Genomic DNA, 16,324 nt, shown 5'->3' on the forward strand with positions numbered 1-16,324 from the left:
CCTCATGCTCAGACCCTTCCTCCTGATCGGAGTCGGCGGCTCCGGCGGCAAGACCCTCCGCGGCATCAAGTACCAGCTCGAGCTCAAGCTCCAGCAGCTCGGCTGGGAGGGCGGCATCCCCGCCGCCTGGCGCTTCCTGCACTTCGACACCCCCACCGTCCAGGACGGCATGGAGTACCAGGCGCCGTTCCTGCCCCGGCAGGACTATCGCGGCCTGGTCAGCACCGCGGCGACCTTCGACATCGTGCACGGCTCGATCACGAGCGCCCACGCGACCAACAACGCGATGCGCCACGACATCGAGCGCCAGCTGCCCGACCCGCGCCTGGTCAAGGTCGACGTGACCAAGGGCGCCGGCCAGTACCGCGCCGTCGGCCGCGCCGTCGCGCTCGCCGCCACCAAGGAGATCGCCCAGGCCGCGCGCCTCGCGATCGGGAAGATGAACGACGCCGAGTCGCTCGCCGAGCTGCAGACCCTCGGCCAGCGCCTGCGCGCCCGCGACGACGGCGGAGACGGCAGCCCGATCGTCATCGTCATCTCGTCGGTCGCCGGCGGCTCGGGAGCCGGCCAGTTCCTCGACATCATCGAGATCATCAAGTCGACCGCGAAGCAGTATCCGTGGTCGAACCAGTTCTTCAGCATGCTCTACGCGCCGGACGTCTTCGATCAGCTCTCGGTCACCGCCGGCATGCCCGGCAACGCGCTCGCCGCGATCTCCGAGACGATGAACGGCTTCTGGACCGACACCCCCTCCGCCGCGACCCTCGAGCTGCTGCGCACCAAGGGCGTCGCCCCCTCCTACGGCGCCGCGATGGACCGCGTCGGCGCCGCGTACCCCTTCATCGTCGGCCGCAGCAACAGCAAGGTCACCTTCGAGGACCAGAACGCCGTCTACGACGCCGTCGCCACCAGCCTCACCGCGTGGATGATCGACGAGCGCGTGCAGGACGACATGATCGCCTACTCGTCCGGCAACTGGCAGGCCCGCTCGGCCGCCAACGTGCTGCCCGACAACTCGGGGCTGATGAGCCCCGCGCACCACTCGCCGCCGTTCTCCTCGATCGGCTTCGGCCGGGTCACCCTCGGCCGCGAGCGCTTCCTGGAGTACTCCGCCGAGCGCTTCGCCCGCTCCGCGATCGACCGGATGCTCTTCGCGCACGCGGAGGAGGACCCGCAGTTCGAGCGGATGACCGAGCGCGAGTACATCGAGAAGTCGGCCGACAGCGAGTACCAGCGCTTCCTCCGCGAGCTGCGCCTGAACGAGGAGACCGCCGAGCACAACGACGTCACCGACGCGCTGCGCGATCAGAGCACCCTCGACCTGATCAAGGCCGAGCTGCAGCGCGGCGCCGACGACGAGCTCTCCCGCCCCGAATCGCTCGACCGCCAGGGCGGCACCGACATCACCACCTGGACCGACCGGCTCGTCAACGAGTTCACCCGGCACAGCCCGCGCCTGCTCCAGCGCGACCGCGAGGCCCGCCAGCGCCGCCTGGACGAGTGGACGCGCACGATGCCCGGCCACATCCTCGAGACCGTCTCGCGCTACGTCGCCCAGGACGGCCTGCCCGTCGTCACCGCGATGCTCCGCCGCCTCGAGCGCGGCCTCAAGGGCACCGTCGACGCGCTGCGCGTCGAGGCCCGCCAGCACGAGGAGTGGGTGGGCACCCTCAGCTCGCTCGTCTCGGACGAGCTGCGCACTTCGGCCAACCAGCAGTCGATCCGCCCGGACCAGGAGGCGGTGCAGTTCGCCATCCAGCGGCTCGGCCAGGCGCTCGAGTGGTCCTCCGAGGCGGCCCTCCGCGACTCCGCCTGGGCGCTGCTCGCCGAGCTGCGCGAGACCTTCCTCGGCCCGCTCGCCGACTACCTCGACGGCTCCCGCACCGCGCTGCTGCAGCGCGTGCACTCGCGGAAGACCAGCGACGACCGCGAGAACGCCTACGAGTTCTGGCCCCGCCGCGTCGACGAGACCGTCCCGCGCAAGTACTCGCCCGCGCCCAACGAGCGGATGCTCGTCGAGCCCGAGAAGTACCCGGCCGAGTTCCAGAAGCTGGTGCGCGCCTCCGTCGACGGCGACGCCAAGTACCAGGACGCCGTCCTGCGCGTGCTCGCCGACCAGCTCGTCGGCGTCAGCCCGGACAGCGAGTCGGACGCGGGCGCCTGGTCGCTCGTCGGCAACCCGCGCACCTGGAAGCCGACCGTCACCGCGGACCCGGCCGTCGCCAACCCGGCCCAGCGTGCCTCCTTCGAACTCGCGACCGACCCGGAGGTCTACGTCGGCCGCGCCCGCGCCTGGATGAAGCGCGACGGCACGCCGTTCGCCGCCTACATCGGCGAGGACCTGCTCGGCTTCTTCGACTCCGAGGTGCTGCCGCCCGACGTCTTCGCCGCCCGCCGCGACCGCTACCGCGAGCAGCTCCAGGCCGCCCTCGGTGCCAGCGAGCCGCTGGTCAAGCTCAACCCGGCGCTGCTGCGCGCCGTGCACGGCAAGGCGATCAACGAGGACACCTCGCTGGTCTTCAGCTCGATCCCGTTCCGCGCCGGCACCGAGATGTACGAGGTGACCAAGGGCGTGCTCGGCCAGATGGGCGTCTGGGACGACGCGACCAGCGAGTCGTGGTTCCAGGACCAGAAGGTCGACGGCATCGAGGTCTTCGCGATGTCCGGCTTCCCCTACGAGCCCATCGTGATGGACTCCGTGATGGAGCCGATCGCCCGCGGCTGGCTCGCGCAGTCGAACACCCAGGACAGCCGCGAGGCGTTCTGGAAGTTCAAGCGCGCCCGCCTGCTCGGCGAGAGCATCCCCGCGGATCCGCGCGCGATCGAGTCGATGATCCGCGGCTGGTACGTCGCCAAGGCGCTCGGCCGCCTCGCCGTCGACGCCTCGCAGGGCGAGAAGGGCCCCAAGCTCTCGGTCTGGGACCCGTCGACCCGCGCGCTGGCGGACTTCCCGCACCCGCTGCTGAGCGAGCGCAACGCCCGGCCCGCCGACTTCCCCGGTGTCGTGCTGCAGTCGCTCGCCATCGCGATGGCGCTCTGCAACGTCGACGGGACGCTGGCGCCGCTCGCCGCCTACCGCGTGCTGATCTCGCTCGGCGGCAGCCGCGGCGAGGAGACCGAGCTGGCCGAGTGGCTGCAGACCGGCGCGCTGCCGACCGGCGCCCCGGTGCCGGAGTCGTCCCGCGCGGGCAGTGCGGACGGCGACCTCGCGTCGCGCCGCTCCGCCGTGCAGGCCTACCTGACCGCCGAGCTCGCCCGCTTCGACAGCGACATCGTGCAGCAGGACGACATGGTCTCGGTCTACGACTACCCGGTCACCTGGGAGATGCGCGAGCAGTTCCGCGAGGCGCTGCTGGGGCTGGTGTCGTCGGTCGTCTCGACCGGTCCGCGCGACTCCGGAGTCTGAGCGTGCCCCCGGAGATCCGCCCGGACGGCTACGGGCCCGCCGGCTTCTGGCCCGACGGCAAGGCGGCGATCGTCCTGCTGCCCAGCGGCGCGCAGGGCGAGACCCTGCTCGAGCTGGCGGCGCAGTGGACGAAGACCGGCCTGCTCGGCCAGGCCCTCTGGGTGCTGCCCGAGCACGTCAAGACCTCGCCCTACGCGCCGCCGCAGATCGAGGCCGTGGTGCTCGGTGTGGGCGCCGACCTCGAGTCCGTCGCGATCGCGGTCGACCTGTTCGAGGCGCTCGCGGAGGAGCCGCTCGCCCTCGTCCGCCTGGTCACCCTCCGCTCGGCCCTGCCCGAGCGCGAGACCGACGAGGCGCAGGACGCGGTCGCCGACCTCGTCAGCCGCTGGGTGCGCACCTCGATGCCGCTGCCGAATCCCTCCGCGACCCTCGCCGACCAGACCACCGAGCTGCGCCGGGTCACGCTGATCTGCGCACCGACCGCCTTCCAGCTGCGCGAGCGGGTGGAGGCGCACGAGCACGGCTTCGTCGTCATCGCCTCGCCCGAGGACCGCTCGAGCCCGTGGTCCGGCGACGCCTTCGTCCGCGACGACGAGCGCTTCACCGGCTTCACGCTCACCCACCTGGCGAGCGTCGCCGGGCTGTGGAACGGCGTCACCGACGGCAGCGTCGAGCTGATGAGCCGCGAGTCCGACGGCGGCGACTCCGTCTGGATCTCGCGGGTGTTCCTCAACGCGGTGCTGACCGAGTCGCTCGGCCGCCGCGTCGCCGCCGGCGTGCTCGAGAACGCCGCCCGCCCGGACTCGCTGCTGATCGACCCGAGCGTCAGCCCGCCGCCGCCCGGCACCGCCTACATCGACGACGGCCAGATCGCCGGCTACGTCGAGAGCATGGTCGCCGGCGCGCTGCGCCTGGACGGCGGCGCGCTCACCTACGACTCGGCCGGCTCGCTCGACGTGCCGGAGCCCGAGCGGATCGGCTTCTGGGCGCAGATCGGCCGCTTCTTCGCCTTCTCGGCCGGCAAGCTCGTGCAGATCCCGCGCTGGGCCGTGCTCTGGATCACCTCGAGCGCGAACCGCTCGGTGACCCGCGCCCTGCACACCTCGCAGGGCTCGGCCGTCGTCGGGGCCGACTACGACGAGGTCCTGGACGTCCGCGACCGGCTCCTCGTCGCCGACCTCGAGCACCTCCGCGACGACGAGGGCCGCGCCCGCGCCGAGGCCGACGCGCCCGCCGCGATGGCGCACGTCCGCACCACGCCGCAGCTCTGGGCCGGCCTGCGCGAGCTGGTCTTCGGCGCGCTCGACGGCAGCGCCGACCTCCGCGACGCGGGCTTCGCGCCCGTCGAGGGGGCCGTGCCCGTGTTCGGGCGCGTGGGCGACGTGCTCGCGCTGCCGGACGACCCGTGGGTGTCGAGCGGGTACGACGTGCCGCCGGGGTTCCCCGAGAAGGTGGACTGGTACGCGCTGGCGCTCGCGGATCCGCGGGAGAGGCTGCAGAACTGGGTGTCGGCGTCGGAGGCGGCGGCCGCTGCGGCTCAGGTGCCGGAGGTGCCTTCGGCTGAGGCGCCGGTCGCTGCGGAGCCCTCGGACCAGCCGTCCGACTCCGCCGCGTTCGCGCCGCCCGCGCAGGAGACGCTCGTCGAGGGCGAGGCCGCCGAGCCGCGGACCGTCGTGCAGATCGAGGTCCCCGCGGAGGAGGCCCCCGAGCCCGTCGAGCCGCCCGTGTCCGCCTACGACGCCGAGGCGCGCCGCTCCGGCCGCCTGCAGGCGCTCGGGGAGTACGACCTGTGGGCCGGCCGGCAGAGCTCCTCGTTCGTCTGGCGCTTCCTCGACCGGATCGGCGCCGAGCGCCGCCGCGCCGAGGACGAGGTCGCGTACCTCAAGGGCGAGATCGACGCGATCCGCCCGCAGCGCCCCGGCGAGCTGCTGGGCCTGCGCCGCGAGTTCCACCGCACGCTGCTCGTCGGCTGGGTGACCGTGCTGTCGCTCGCGATCGTGGTCGGCGTCGGCATCTGGTTCGTCAACGACTACGCCTCGCGGCAGCCCGCGGGCAGCTTCGATCCCGGGCTGATCACCTCTGTGCTCTTGTGGGTGCTGGTCGGCCTCGCCGGTGCCGGAGTGCTGATCACGCTGGTGTCGCTCGTCCGGTACCACGCCGGCTGGTCGCGCTTCGAGCGGCGGATCCAGCTCGAGCGCACCCGCCTCGCGCACTACGGCCGCAGCGCCCGCCGCGCCCGCGAGGAGGCAGCGCGCCTGCGCTCCGTGCACCGCCAGGCCGTCGAGTGGCTGGTGCTGCTGTCCAAGGCCGTGCATCGTCCGTGGCACGTGCCGCCCGTGTGGCTGCAGCACGAGACCTTCGACGTGGAGCGCGGCGCCATGCCGTTCGCCGTGCGCCTCGCGACCGTCAGCGGCGAGGAGACCGCGGCGGTGGCCCGCGTGCGCGCCGCGATGACGTCCAAGCTCGTCCGCCGCGGCTGGCGGCACGAGGCCTTCGAGTCGCTCGTGCAGGAGATGGCCGCGGACTACGGAGCCGGCCAGGGCTTCGGCCTGTCGGCGCTGGACGAGGACCTCCCGCACTCGTCGAACCACACCCGGCGGATGCTGCTGCGCGCTCTCGACGACGAGTCGCTGCTCACCCGGATCGCCGCCCCGCGCCTGGCCGACATCGTCGCCTCCGTGCAGCGCGACGAGGAGGCGATCGCCCGCCCGCGGGTCCGCCCGATGGGCACGAATCCGCTGAACGCGCTGCGCCGCCCCGAGGACTTCGAGGGCGTCGAGCTCGACGTCCCGTGGGACGACTTCCTGCTCGACTCGCTGACCCGCGCCGACCCGATGACCCCGGTGAGCGCCACGGTGCTGACCGAGCTGCAGGTGGGCGAGCGCTACCACGAGCGCGTGACGAGCTTCCTCGTCGCGCCGTCGCGGCTGCAGGAGCGGCTGCGGTTCGACCCGTCGGCGCCCATCCACGTCGTGCCGTTCGAGGCGTCGACCGGGTCGCCGGTGGATCTGGTGTGGCGGGTGGATGTGGTCGGGCCGGTGCCGCGCGCGGCGATCCGGCTGTGGGACGGGGCGGTGCGGGCCTCGGCGCCGGTCGTCCCGGCCGACGGCGACTCGGGGGTGTAGTCGGTGAGTGCTCGTCCTCGCGATACGTCGTTGAAGCCGGCGGGTCGCGAGGACGAGCTTCTCGTCAGCTAGCTGATGCCTGACCTACATCGAGGCGCAGGTCAGGCACTGTCGATAGCCGTTGGTCCCCTGACGCTTGTTCGCGGGAGGGATCTGCTGGCCGGATGGGCAGTCGGAGTGCACGTGGTGCACGTCCGGGTCGTTCGGATTGATGGAGTAGTACGCGTTCACTCGCATGATGTCTCCTTCGCTAGAACAAATGGAACTTCTTGAGTCATTGGGTACCAGGGACCTCCGACATCGCGAGAGACCCAAGACGCCGCGAATCGGGCAGGCTCGTCCGTGGATGGGCGGCGGATCGAAGCCCGCGAAGCGGACTCCCCATCGGTCGACCAGCCCGCCTATCGGGAGAATTATGCTGATCGAGTAGCCCGCGCAGCGGGCGTATCGAGATCCCGCTCCGCCAGCACTCGTCAGCGAGAGCCCTGTTCAACCGGACTGCAAGCCTGCGGCACCCGCGACTGCAAGGTCCTCTCCGGCACCGCGGTGTCGTTCGTGTCCGGGAGCGATACGTCCCGCCTCGTGCAGATCGACCACGTCGTCGCCCTCGGCTGGGCCTGGCACCACGGCGCCTGGGCGTGGACGGACGATCAGCGCCTGCTGTTCGCGAACGACCCGGCGAACCTCGTCGCCGCCACGGACGACACGAACCAGTCCAAGAGCGACGCCGGCCCGGGAGAGTGGCTGCCGCCGGCCCCGGAGCTGCGCTGCGGATACGTAGAGCAGTTCGTGGGGGTGCTGGGGGCGTACGGGCTGGCGATCGGGGCGGAGGACCGGGAGGCGGCGGAAGCGGTGCTGGTCGGGTGCTGACTCGCGCCGGGACCGTGCCGCCCGCGGAGCCTACGCGCCCTGCTCGGCTAGCCTGAGCGGCACTATGGCCTTCGACTCGGACGCGGACTGGGACGACCCGGACCCGTTCGAGCGGCCGGCTACCCGTAGGCGCCCTGCCCGCCGGCTGTCGGCCGGCGAGGACCGCGTCACCGCGATCCTTCTGCTCGTCTTCCTGCTCGTGCTCGGCGCGATCCTCTTCGTCGTCGTCCTGATCGAGAACCTGACCTTCGACGCGAACCGAGTGAACAACCGCTTGGGCGGTGGTTCGGTTCTGGGCGCGACGATGTGGATCGTCCCCGGAGCAGTGGGCCTATCCGCCCTCGTGACGCTCGTCGCACTCCTTCGCCCCGACAGATCGCGCCGCATCTGGTGGATTCCGGTCGCTGGAGCGGCCGTCACCGTCGTGGCATTTCTCGTCGCGTCAGGGATCGCGATCGTCGCCGGACGCTGACTGCGGAAGGTGAGTGCTGCTCTGCGCCCTGCCGGTGGGGACGGCCGGGCATACTCGACCGGGCCGCGTCTATTAGCGATGTCCATCGATGGCGAAATGAAGAGCAGAGCAAGGCTCAATCACAGACACGAGCGTCTCTCGCTAGCTGTTCTTCTCGATGTTTCTACTCTCGGGCTATGCCCGCTCTTACTCCCGCTGATCTTTCCCTCGAGCTGGGAGTGTCTCAAAAGCGCATTCGTTCCGTTCTTCGAGATAATTTCGGGAATCTCGATCCCGAAACCACTCGATGGGCCCTCACAGACGAGCAGGCCAACCTCGTCCGGACTCGAATCTCCCGTCGTGCAACAGGAGCCCGCTTCACTCTCGTTCCCGGTGACCAGGTCCGAAGAAGATCGGTGCATGCCGCGTATGGCGGTCAGCAGCAGGGCGGTATCTCCACGCCGAAATCGCTAGGAGAGATCCTGATCTTCACCGACCCGGCGAAGGGTGCCCGGTACGGGTACGACCGCTTCGAGGGCCTGCGCGAGGACGGCTCCTACTCATACACGGGTGAGGGTCAGATCGGCGACCAGGTCTTTCTCCGCGGCAACCTTGCTCTCCGAAATGCCGCCGTTCAGAACCGCGTCATCCGGCTCTTCACGGTGCAGGGAACGAGCGTGACCTACATCGGAGCCTTTACGACGGGAACCCCCACCTACCGCTTCGAGACCATCCCTGACACCGAGGAAACGCTTCGGCAGGGGATCATCTTCACCCTCGTCCCGATCAGCGCCGACGTCTCGACCCTCCCTGCGTACGGCGGTCGCCCGGTGGCGTCAGCGGAGCTCTCCGAGTGGTCTGCCCCGGAATCGTCTGATGTTGTCATCGCGGGTGCTGACCTCAGCCCGATCGAAGAGCGGGTGGTTTCCCGGGTCGAATTTGAGCTGCAGGCGGCCTTCGGCGAGTGGCTGTCGGAGAATGGGACACCGCCGAGTCGGCTCACCCTTCCCGTCGGCTCGACCCGGATTGAGCCTGATCTCTACGTCAAGTCCAGCGGTTGGATCGTCGAGGCGAAGAAGTCCACTGCTCGTGCATACGTCCGCACGGCAATTGGGCAGGTCCTGGATTACGCGCACGTCGCGAATGGCCTCGGCTGGGCGGCGGTGCCCGTCATCCTGCTGCCGGGTCGTCCCGAGTCAGATCTCCTCGAACTGATCGGGCGGCTCGGGATCATTACCGCAATCCGCACTGACGACGGATTCGACCTCGTCGATCCCTAAGCCGTCAGGAGAGCGACGGCGGGCAGATCGGCGGGTGCCCATCCCAGCGGAGTGAGGTCAGCACGCGTGACCCACAGCATCGAGTCATGGTCGGTGCTAGACGTGGGAGTCTCCGAGGAGAGCTTCGCCCAAAAGCACGACAGCCTGATCACGCGCGTAGAGCCTGCGGTGTCGTCGACCGTCAAAAGCTCGCCCACCTCGATATCGACGCCGAGCTCCTCGCGGATTTCGCGCGCGAGCGCCTGCTCGTGCGTTTCGCCGGCCTCGACCTTGCCGCCCGGGAACTCCCACTTGCCGCCGGCGTCCTTCTCGGGTCGGCGGCGGCAGGCCAGGATGCGGCCGTCGCTCTCGATGACAGCGGCAACAACCTCGAGGACATCCACGACTCCATCATGGGGCACCCTCACAACCAAGGCTGGGGGCGCTCTCCGTCGGATAGTCCAGCACTTCTGAGCGCTCCGCCTTGGTTTCGAGGCCAAGCCGCCCGGCATGCAGCGCCTCCGCTCGCGCTTTGACGCCCCCGCCACCCCCGTGTTACGTTCGCTCTCGGACATGTGACTGGTCGTGCAGGCAGGATCCGACGAAACGCGTACGAAGCGTCGTCGGGTCCTTTTTTTGTGCCCGGACGCCTCCTGACGCGCCGATGACGGTGCGGGGACAGCGACGGACGGCAGGACAACACGCAGCACAGCGCAGGGAAGCGCGCGTCCCCCACACACCCGAAGGAGTACCGATGAGTACCCAGGACAGCGCGAAGGCGATCCTCGAGCACGTCGGCGGCGCCGGCAACGTCTCGAAGCTGCAGCACTGCTCGACCCGCCTGCGCTTCGCGCTCGCGGACGACCAGAAGGCCGATGTCGACGCCCTCAAGGCGGTGCCCGGCGTGATCGGCGTCGTCATGGGACCGCAGACGCAGGTCATCGTCGGCAACGGCGTCGCCGAGATGTACGCGGCGGTCGAGAAGCTGCGCGGCGGCACCGAGGCGACAGCCCCGAAGGCCAAGCAGCCCCGCTCGCTCAAGCGCCTGGGCGCGACGATCATGGACTTCGTCGTCAGCGTCTTCACGCCGATCATCCCGGCCATCGCCGGCGCCGGTATCTTCAAGTCGTTCCTCGTCCTCGCGTCCGCGGTGGGCTGGCTCGACCCGGCCTCCGACAACTTCAAACTGCTCTCCGCCATCCCGGACGCGGTGTTCGGCTTCCTGCCGCTCCTCGTCGCGTACACGAGCGCCAAGAAGCTCGACGTGAACCGGCCGCTCGCGCTCGGACTCGTCGGAGTGCTCGTCTTCCCGGCCTTCACCACGCTGCTCAACCAGGAGGGCGGCGTCGCCCTCTTCGGCATCCCGGTCCCGGTGATCGCCTACAACGCGCAGGTGTTCCCGGCGATCCTCGCGGTCCTCCTGCTCTCCGTCGTCGAGCGCTTCTTCACGAAGCACTCGTGGGGACCGATCCGCACCTTCTACGTACCGCTGATGTGCCTCGTCATCGTCGCGCCGGCCACGATCTTCCTGCTCGGCCCGCTCGGCTACTGGCTCGGCTCGATGCTCACCGGCGCCCTGATCGGCCTCTACGGCGCGCTCGGCTGGGTGGCCGTCGCCCTCCTCGCCGGCGTCCTGCCGCTGATCATCTCGGTCGGCATGCACAAGGCCTTCATCCCGCCGACCATCGCGACGATGGCCAGCGCGGGCAAGGACACCTTCTACCTCGCCTCCTCCCTCGCGCACAACGCGGCAGAGGCCGGCTCCAGCCTCGCGATCGCCCTGCGCACCAAGAGTGCGGCGCTGCGCGCGACCGCCTTCTCCGGCGGACTCTCCGCCCTCTTCGGCATCACCGAGCCCGCCCTCTACGGCGTCACCCTGCAGAACAAGCGCGCGCTGATCTCCGTCATCTCGGGCAGCGTCGTCGGCGGCGCCTACATCGGCGCCACCCAGGTCGCCGCGTTCGCGCTGGTCAGCCCGGGCGTCGCGAGCATCTCGATGTTCATCGACGGGCTCAACCCGTGGAACCTGCTCAACGCGGTCATCGGCCTGCTGATCTCGGTCGCCGTCTCGTTCGTCGTCTCCTTCATCATCTGGCGCGACGACGCCTCCGCCAGCGTCCAGGCCCTCGGCGATGTGGTCGCGAAGGACGCGTCCTACGCGACCGCGCTGACCGCTCCGCTCAGCGGCGACGTGATCCCGCTCAGCGAGGTGAACGACCCGGTGTTCTCGGCCGGCGTCCTCGGCGAGGGTATCGCGATCCGCCCCACCGACGGCGTCGTCCGCTCGCCGTTCGCCGGCACGGTCATCGCCGTCCTCAGTTCCAAGCACGCCATCGGCCTGCGCCGCGACGACGGGGTCGAGGCCCTCATCCACGTCGGACTCGACACGGTCCAGCTCGACGGGGCGCCCTTCGACGTGCACGTCGCCGTCGACGAGCGCGTCGAGGCCGGGCAGCTGCTGCTCACCGCCGACCTCGCGGCCATCACCGCCGCCGGCTACGACACCATCACCCCGGTGCTGATCACCAACTCGGCCGAGTACACCGTGCTCATCGAGGCCGCCGACCGCGTGTCGGCAGGCGATGCCATCATCACCGTCACCCAGAAAGAGAAGGAGCTCGCCGATGGCGCTGCCTGAGGGATTCCGTTGGGGCGGCGCACTCGCCGCCAACCAGGTCGAGGGCGCGTGGCGCGAGGGCGGGCGCGGGCCGGCCGTCAGTGACGTCGCCTCCTACAAGCCCAAGGCCGACCCCAAGGAGTACGCGATCCACCATCAGAACACGGTGGCGAGCATCACCGCGGCGATGGCGGACGACGACACCGAGTACTACCCCAAGCGCCGCGGCATCGACTTCTACCACCGCTACCCGGGCGACCTGGCGCTCTTCGCGGAGATGGGCTTCACCACCCTCCGCGTCTCGATCGCCTGGACCCGGCTCTACCCGACGGGCGAGGAGGCGGAGCCGCTCGAGGAGGGCGTCGCTTACTACCTCGCGCTCTTCACCGAGATGCGGCGCCTGGGCATCGAGCCGCTGGTCACCCTCTCGCACTACGACCCGCCGCTCGCCCTGGCGCTGAAGCACAACGCTTGGGTCGAACGCCGCACCATCGAGCTGTTCGAGCGCTTCGCCCGCACCTGCTTCGAGCGCTTCGGCCACCTGGTCGACATGTGGCTGTCGTTCAACGAGATCGACGGGATCATCCGCCACCCGTTCACCTCGGGCGGCATCATCGAGGAGACCGTCGAGGGCGGCGTCGAGCAGGCCTGCTACACGGCGCTGCACCACCAGTTCGTCGCGTCGGCGTCGGTCACCCGCATCCTGCACGAGCTCTGGCCCGAGGCACGGATGGGCTGCATGCTCACGATGCTGACGACCTACCCGAACACCTGCCACCCCGACGACGTCGCGGCCACCCAGGCCAAGGAGCGGATGCTCTACCTCTGCACCGACGTCCAGGCCGGCGGCGCCTACCCGCGCCTCGCTCTGCGCGCGCTCGCTGCACGCGGTGTCGAGATCCCGTTCGCGGAGGGGGACGCCGAGCTGCTGCGCGAGCACCCGGTCGACTTCATCTCCTTCAGCTACTACATGTCGATGACGGAGTCGGTGCGCCCGGACGCCGAGCGCACCCCCGGCAACACGGTCCTCGGCGTGAAGAACCCGTTCCTCGAGTCGAGCGAGTGGGGCTGGCAGATCGACCCGGTCGGCCTGCGGATCTCGCTGATCGACCTCTACGACCGCTACGGCAAGCCGCTGTTCATCGTCGAGAACGGGCTCGGGATGCGGGACGAGCTCGTCGCATCGGACAATGAGGGGGAGGATCCCCGCATCCACGACCCCTACCGGATCGACTACTTCCGCGCGCACTTCGAGCAGATGATCCAGGCGGTGGACGAGGGTGTGGAGCTCCTCGGCTACGTGAGCTGGGCGCCGATCGACCTGATCAGCGCCTCCAGCTCGCAGATCTCGAAGCGCTACGGGTTCGTCTACGTCGACATGGACGACCTCGGCCACGGCAGCACGAACCGGTACCGGAAGGACTCCTTCTACTGGTACCAGCGGGTCATCGCGTCCAACGGCGCCGACCTGGGATGACCCTCCTCGCTCCAGTTGCCCGCCGGGCCGCGCAGACGCCGTCGACGGAGACACGCATGCAGACCATCAAGAAGGTGCTCAACTCGAGCGTCGTGCTCGTCGTCGACGAGCGCGGCGCCGAGCGGGTACTGCTCGGCAAGGGGATCGGCTTCGGCGCCAAGGCGGGCGAGGTGATCGAGGCGTCCGCGGTGGACCAGGTGTTCGTCGCGCTCGACGACGCCGACCAGCGGAACCTCGTCGAGCTGCTGGCGCAGATCCCGCCGGAGTTCGTCGAGCTGACGCGGGCCGTCGTCGCCGACGCGGAGGAGCAGGGGCTGAAGCTCGACCCGCACGTGTACCTCGCGCTGACCGACCACCTGCACTTCGCGGTGGAGCGGCAGCGGCGCGGGCTCGCGGTCGCCAATCGGCTGGCCTGGGAGATGCGCTCGGTCTACCCCGTGCAGTACGCGGTGGGGGAGCGGGCGGTCGCGGCGATGCGCTCGCGGCTCGGAGTGGACGTGCCGGACGACGAGGCGGCGAACGTGGCCTTCCACCTCGCCAACGCGGAGCTGGGCAAGGTCGGCATCGACTCGCTGCGGATCGTGCAGCTGATCCGCTCCGTCACCGCGATCATCCAGCACACGAGCGGGGCGGCGCTGGACCGCGAGGACCTGCGCTCGGCGCGCTTCGTGGCGCACCTGCAGTACTTCGCCGAGCGGTTCTTCTCGGGCGGGCTGCTGGTCAGCTCCGACGACTTCCTCTTCACGAGCCTCAGCACGCGGTATCCGCGGGCTGTCGCGTCGGCGGAGCGGGTCCGCGCGTTCGTGCGGGCGGAGTACGGTGCGGAGCTGCCGAACGAGGAGGTGGCGTTCCTGGCGCTGCACATCGCGCGGGCGGCGCCGGAGTAGGGCGCATTCCCGTCCCACCCATCACTACGGAGAGAGCACCATGACCCGCGGCACCGTCCACTTCGTCCGGCACGCCCAGACGCTGTTCAACGTCAACGGCCAGCTGCAGGGCTGGTGCGACTCGCCGCTGACCGCGCGGGGCGAGCGGCAGATCGCGGCCCTCGGGGAGCGGATGCGCGGGGTGCCGCTGGTCGCGGCGTTCATGAGCGACCTCACCCGGACGCGGACCACGGCCGCAGCGGCGCTCGCCGGGCATCCGTCGATCGAGCCGAGGCCGACGACGACGCTGCGGGAGTGGCACTTCGGCGGCTTCGAGGGGCAGCCGAACGCCTCGCTCTGGGAGCCGGTCTTCGCGGACCACGGCTACTCGTACGTGCCGGCCTCGGCTGACTGGCCGCGGATGACCGACGCGGGCCTGGACAGCGTCATCGACGCGATCCACCGGCACGACCCCTCCGGCCGAGCGGACACGGCCGCCTCGGTGCGGGAGCGGGTGGAGGCGGCGCTCGCGCTGATCCTGCCGGCGGCGGAGCACGGTGACGTGCTGGTCGTCACCCACGGCACGGTGCTCGGCAGCCTCCTGCGCGCCATCGACCCCGCGCACCGTCCGCGCGCGGGCTTCCCGAACTGCGGCATCGTCCCGGTGACCGACGGCGTGATCGGCCCGATCGACGCGAGCTGCGCGGTCGACTGACGGCGGGATCTACCTGGATGACGCCCCCGAACATGCTGGTCGAGTAGCCCCGTAGGGGCGTATCGAGACCCGCCCACCGCAAGGACGTCGGTCTCCTTGCCGCCCTGCGCTGGCTTCGACGGCGCTCCACTCGCTACGCCGCCTGCGGCGGCTGCTCGACCAGCGCGCTGGGGCCGGCAATCGGACGCCTGCGGCGGCCGTTCTTACGGGGCGGGTCTCGATACGCCGCGTCCCGCGGCTACTCGACCAGCATGGTGCCGTACGCACGTCACGTGGCGGGTTACGCCTCCGTCGTGCGGACTCGCCTGCTTGCCCGCGTCCCCGTGCTGATGCCCCCTCCATACTGATCGAGTAGTGCGCGCAGCGCGCGTATCGAGATCCGCCCACCGCAGGCACGTAGGCCGCCGAGGCGTCCCGCTCCCGTCGAAGCGTCCCGCTGTACGGGGACGTCTCGACGGTTCGGGGACGCCTCGGCAGCGAGGGCCCCGCCGGCTCACCCCTTCAGCGGGTCGTTGCCCCAGTTCATCAGCGAGTAGCGCCACTTCGTCTCGGTGACGTCGCCGGAGGGGCGCTGCTTCGAGTGGCGGGCGACGTAGCCGGTGACCTTCTTCATGTGCGCGTAATCGTCCTCGCTCAGGTCGGCCTGCTTGGTGCCGAGGATGTCGATGATCCGGCGCCCGCTGTGGTGGCCGACGGACTCGCCGCCGCTCGCCGGCTTCTGGCCGACCTCCTTCGACTCGTCCTTCTCGAGCCACCCCTCGATCTCCTTCGCCGTCATGTTCACGGCGTCGTGGAAGTCGTCGCGGATCCCGCGCTTCTCGTCGTCGGTCGTGTCGTCGCTCATCGTGCTCGCTCCTCGGGTCGGTACCGCTCCACTCGAGCGCGCCACGGCCGAGAGGTCAAGCCCCGTTCGTTTCGCGGGCACGCGCGTACCGTCAGGAGCCAGCCACCCTCAGACGACCCGCACAGGAAGAGGCCTCCATGCCCTCACGCAACACGCTCGTCCGCAGCCTCCACGACCTCGGCGCCGCCGCCTGGTTCGGCGGGTCCCTGATGGGCGCCGTCGGCCTGAACGGCGCCGCGTCCACCTCCTCCGACCCCTCGGAGCGCCTCCGCCTCGCCGCGAACGGCTGGGCCCGCTGGACCCCCGTGCAGCTCGCCGCGATCGCGGCCCACGGCGTCGGCGGCATCGGCCTCATCGTCGCCAACAAGACCCGCCTGGCGAACCAGCAGGAGAGCCGCACCAACACGGTCGTGAAGACGATCGTCACCGGTCTCGCGGGCGCCGCCTCCGTCACTGCCGCGATCGCCGGCGCGACCCAGGCCAAGCACGCCGACGAGGGCGCGAAGGGCGTCACCGAGGCGTCGCCGAGCAACTCCGACGAGCTGACCACCGCGCTCCGCGTCCAGAAGGTCACCCAGTGGGCGATCCCGGTGCTGACCGCCGTCATCATCATCCTCGGCGCCCAGCAGGGCGAGCAGCAGCGCCCGGTCGCCGGCCTCTTCGAGACGACCGCTCGGATGTTCCGCAAGTAGCC

The 16,324-nt window shown here is 70.4% G+C and carries 13 protein-coding genes; 10 read left to right on the plus strand and 3 right to left on the minus strand.

The genetic code is table 11. The annotated features are described in order from the left end of the window. The first annotated feature begins 4 nt into the window (after positions 1 to 4). Entirely contained in the window at positions 5 to 3,406 is a 3,402-nt protein-coding gene (locus EDF45_RS14060) for a tubulin-like doman-containing protein (RefSeq protein ID WP_123736686.1), read from the plus strand. 2 nt (positions 3,407 to 3,408) lie between these two features. Further along, positions 3,409 to 6,531, plus strand: coding sequence for a hypothetical protein (locus tag EDF45_RS14065; RefSeq protein WP_123736687.1), 3,123 nt, complete (start codon positions 3,409 to 3,411; stop codon positions 6,529 to 6,531). Between the two features lie 84 nt (positions 6,532 to 6,615). Here EDF45_RS14065 and EDF45_RS21315 read toward each other — a convergent pair whose 3' ends face one another. Beyond that, positions 6,616 to 6,768 carry a hypothetical protein gene (locus tag EDF45_RS21315; RefSeq protein WP_185020195.1) on the minus strand — a complete coding sequence of 51 codons (153 nt, stop codon included), beginning with the start codon at positions 6,766 to 6,768 and terminating at the stop codon, positions 6,616 to 6,618. Between the two features lie 318 nt (positions 6,769 to 7,086). On the opposite strand from EDF45_RS21315, the gene EDF45_RS21320 reads away from it, so the two are divergent. The 3 genes from EDF45_RS21320 (at position 7,087) to EDF45_RS14080 (ending at position 9,132) form a co-directional block, all read left to right on the plus strand. Next, positions 7,087 to 7,401 (plus strand): HNH endonuclease family protein, encoded by a 315-nt coding sequence (locus tag EDF45_RS21320; RefSeq protein WP_185020196.1) that lies wholly within the window; start codon positions 7,087 to 7,089, stop codon positions 7,399 to 7,401. A gap of 64 nt (positions 7,402 to 7,465) precedes the next feature. Continuing rightward, positions 7,466 to 7,873 carry a hypothetical protein gene (locus tag EDF45_RS14075; RefSeq protein WP_123736689.1) on the plus strand — a complete coding sequence of 136 codons (408 nt, stop codon included), beginning with the start codon at positions 7,466 to 7,468 and terminating at the stop codon, positions 7,871 to 7,873. Between the two features lie 395 nt (positions 7,874 to 8,268). Continuing rightward, complete coding sequence (locus EDF45_RS14080; protein WP_260312207.1) at positions 8,269 to 9,132, plus strand: YDG/SRA domain-containing protein; 864 nt, start codon at positions 8,269 to 8,271, stop codon at positions 9,130 to 9,132. Here EDF45_RS14080 and EDF45_RS14085 read toward each other — a convergent pair. Continuing rightward, a complete protein-coding gene (locus tag EDF45_RS14085) occupies positions 9,129 to 9,515 on the minus strand; it encodes a (deoxy)nucleoside triphosphate pyrophosphohydrolase (protein WP_260312208.1) in 387 nt (128 codons plus the stop codon). The two genes, EDF45_RS14080 and EDF45_RS14085, sit on opposite strands and share 4 nt — an antisense overlap. 350 nt (positions 9,516 to 9,865) lie before the next feature. Here EDF45_RS14085 and EDF45_RS14090 point away from each other — a divergent pair, with 350 nt between their 5' ends. The 4 genes from EDF45_RS14090 to EDF45_RS14105 are packed head-to-tail and all read left to right on the plus strand — an operon-like array spanning position 9,866 to position 14,786. Next, positions 9,866 to 11,749 carry a beta-glucoside-specific PTS transporter subunit IIABC gene (locus tag EDF45_RS14090; protein WP_123736692.1) on the plus strand — a complete coding sequence of 628 codons (1,884 nt, stop codon included), beginning with the start codon at positions 9,866 to 9,868 and terminating at the stop codon, positions 11,747 to 11,749. Continuing rightward, a complete protein-coding gene (locus tag EDF45_RS14095; protein WP_123736693.1) occupies positions 11,736 to 13,205 on the plus strand; it encodes a glycoside hydrolase family 1 protein in 1,470 nt (489 codons plus the stop codon). Before EDF45_RS14090 ends, EDF45_RS14095 begins: the two co-directional genes overlap by 14 nt. Before the next feature lie 56 nt (positions 13,206 to 13,261). After that, positions 13,262 to 14,092 (plus strand): PRD domain-containing protein, encoded by an 831-nt coding sequence (locus tag EDF45_RS14100; RefSeq protein WP_123732759.1) that lies wholly within the window; start codon positions 13,262 to 13,264, stop codon positions 14,090 to 14,092. Positions 14,093 to 14,132: 40 nt separating this feature from the next. Beyond that, a complete protein-coding gene (locus EDF45_RS14105; protein WP_123736694.1) occupies positions 14,133 to 14,786 on the plus strand; it encodes a histidine phosphatase family protein in 654 nt (217 codons plus the stop codon). Between the two features lie 493 nt (positions 14,787 to 15,279). On the opposite strand, the gene EDF45_RS14110 is transcribed toward EDF45_RS14105, so the two are convergent. Further along, entirely contained in the window at positions 15,280 to 15,630 is a 351-nt protein-coding gene (locus tag EDF45_RS14110) for a DUF3140 domain-containing protein (protein ID WP_123736695.1), read from the minus strand. A 137-nt stretch (positions 15,631 to 15,767) separates the two neighbouring features. Between EDF45_RS14110 and EDF45_RS14115 the strand changes: the two genes are divergently transcribed. Next, positions 15,768 to 16,322, plus strand: coding sequence for a hypothetical protein (locus tag EDF45_RS14115; RefSeq protein WP_123736696.1), 555 nt, complete (start codon positions 15,768 to 15,770; stop codon positions 16,320 to 16,322). Positions 16,323 to 16,324: the final 2 nt, after the last annotated feature.

Source organism: Rathayibacter sp. PhB186 (assembly GCF_003751825.1).
Classification (GTDB): Bacteria; Actinomycetota; Actinomycetes; order Actinomycetales; family Microbacteriaceae; genus Rathayibacter; species Rathayibacter festucae.

Bases quoted from the DNA above. Each gene is read 5' to 3' on its own strand.
- EDF45_RS14110 (WP_123736695.1), bottom strand. From the start codon at position 15,630: ATGAGCGACGACACGACCGACGACGAGAAGCGCGGGATCCGCGACGAC.
- EDF45_RS14075 (WP_123736689.1), top strand. From the start codon at position 7,466: ATGGCCTTCGACTCGGACGCGGACTGGGACGACCCGGACCCGTTCGAG.
- EDF45_RS14060 (WP_123736686.1), top strand. From the start codon at position 5: ATGCTCAGACCCTTCCTCCTGATCGGAGTCGGCGGCTCCGGCGGCAAG.
- EDF45_RS14115 (WP_123736696.1), top strand. From the start codon at position 15,768: ATGCCCTCACGCAACACGCTCGTCCGCAGCCTCCACGACCTCGGCGCC.
- EDF45_RS14100 (WP_123732759.1), top strand. From the start codon at position 13,262: ATGCAGACCATCAAGAAGGTGCTCAACTCGAGCGTCGTGCTCGTCGTC.
- EDF45_RS14090 (WP_123736692.1), top strand. From the start codon at position 9,866: ATGAGTACCCAGGACAGCGCGAAGGCGATCCTCGAGCACGTCGGCGGC.
- EDF45_RS14095 (WP_123736693.1), top strand. From the start codon at position 11,736: ATGGCGCTGCCTGAGGGATTCCGTTGGGGCGGCGCACTCGCCGCCAAC.
- EDF45_RS21315 (WP_185020195.1), bottom strand. From the start codon at position 6,768: ATGCGAGTGAACGCGTACTACTCCATCAATCCGAACGACCCGGACGTG.
- EDF45_RS14105 (WP_123736694.1), top strand. From the start codon at position 14,133: ATGACCCGCGGCACCGTCCACTTCGTCCGGCACGCCCAGACGCTGTTC.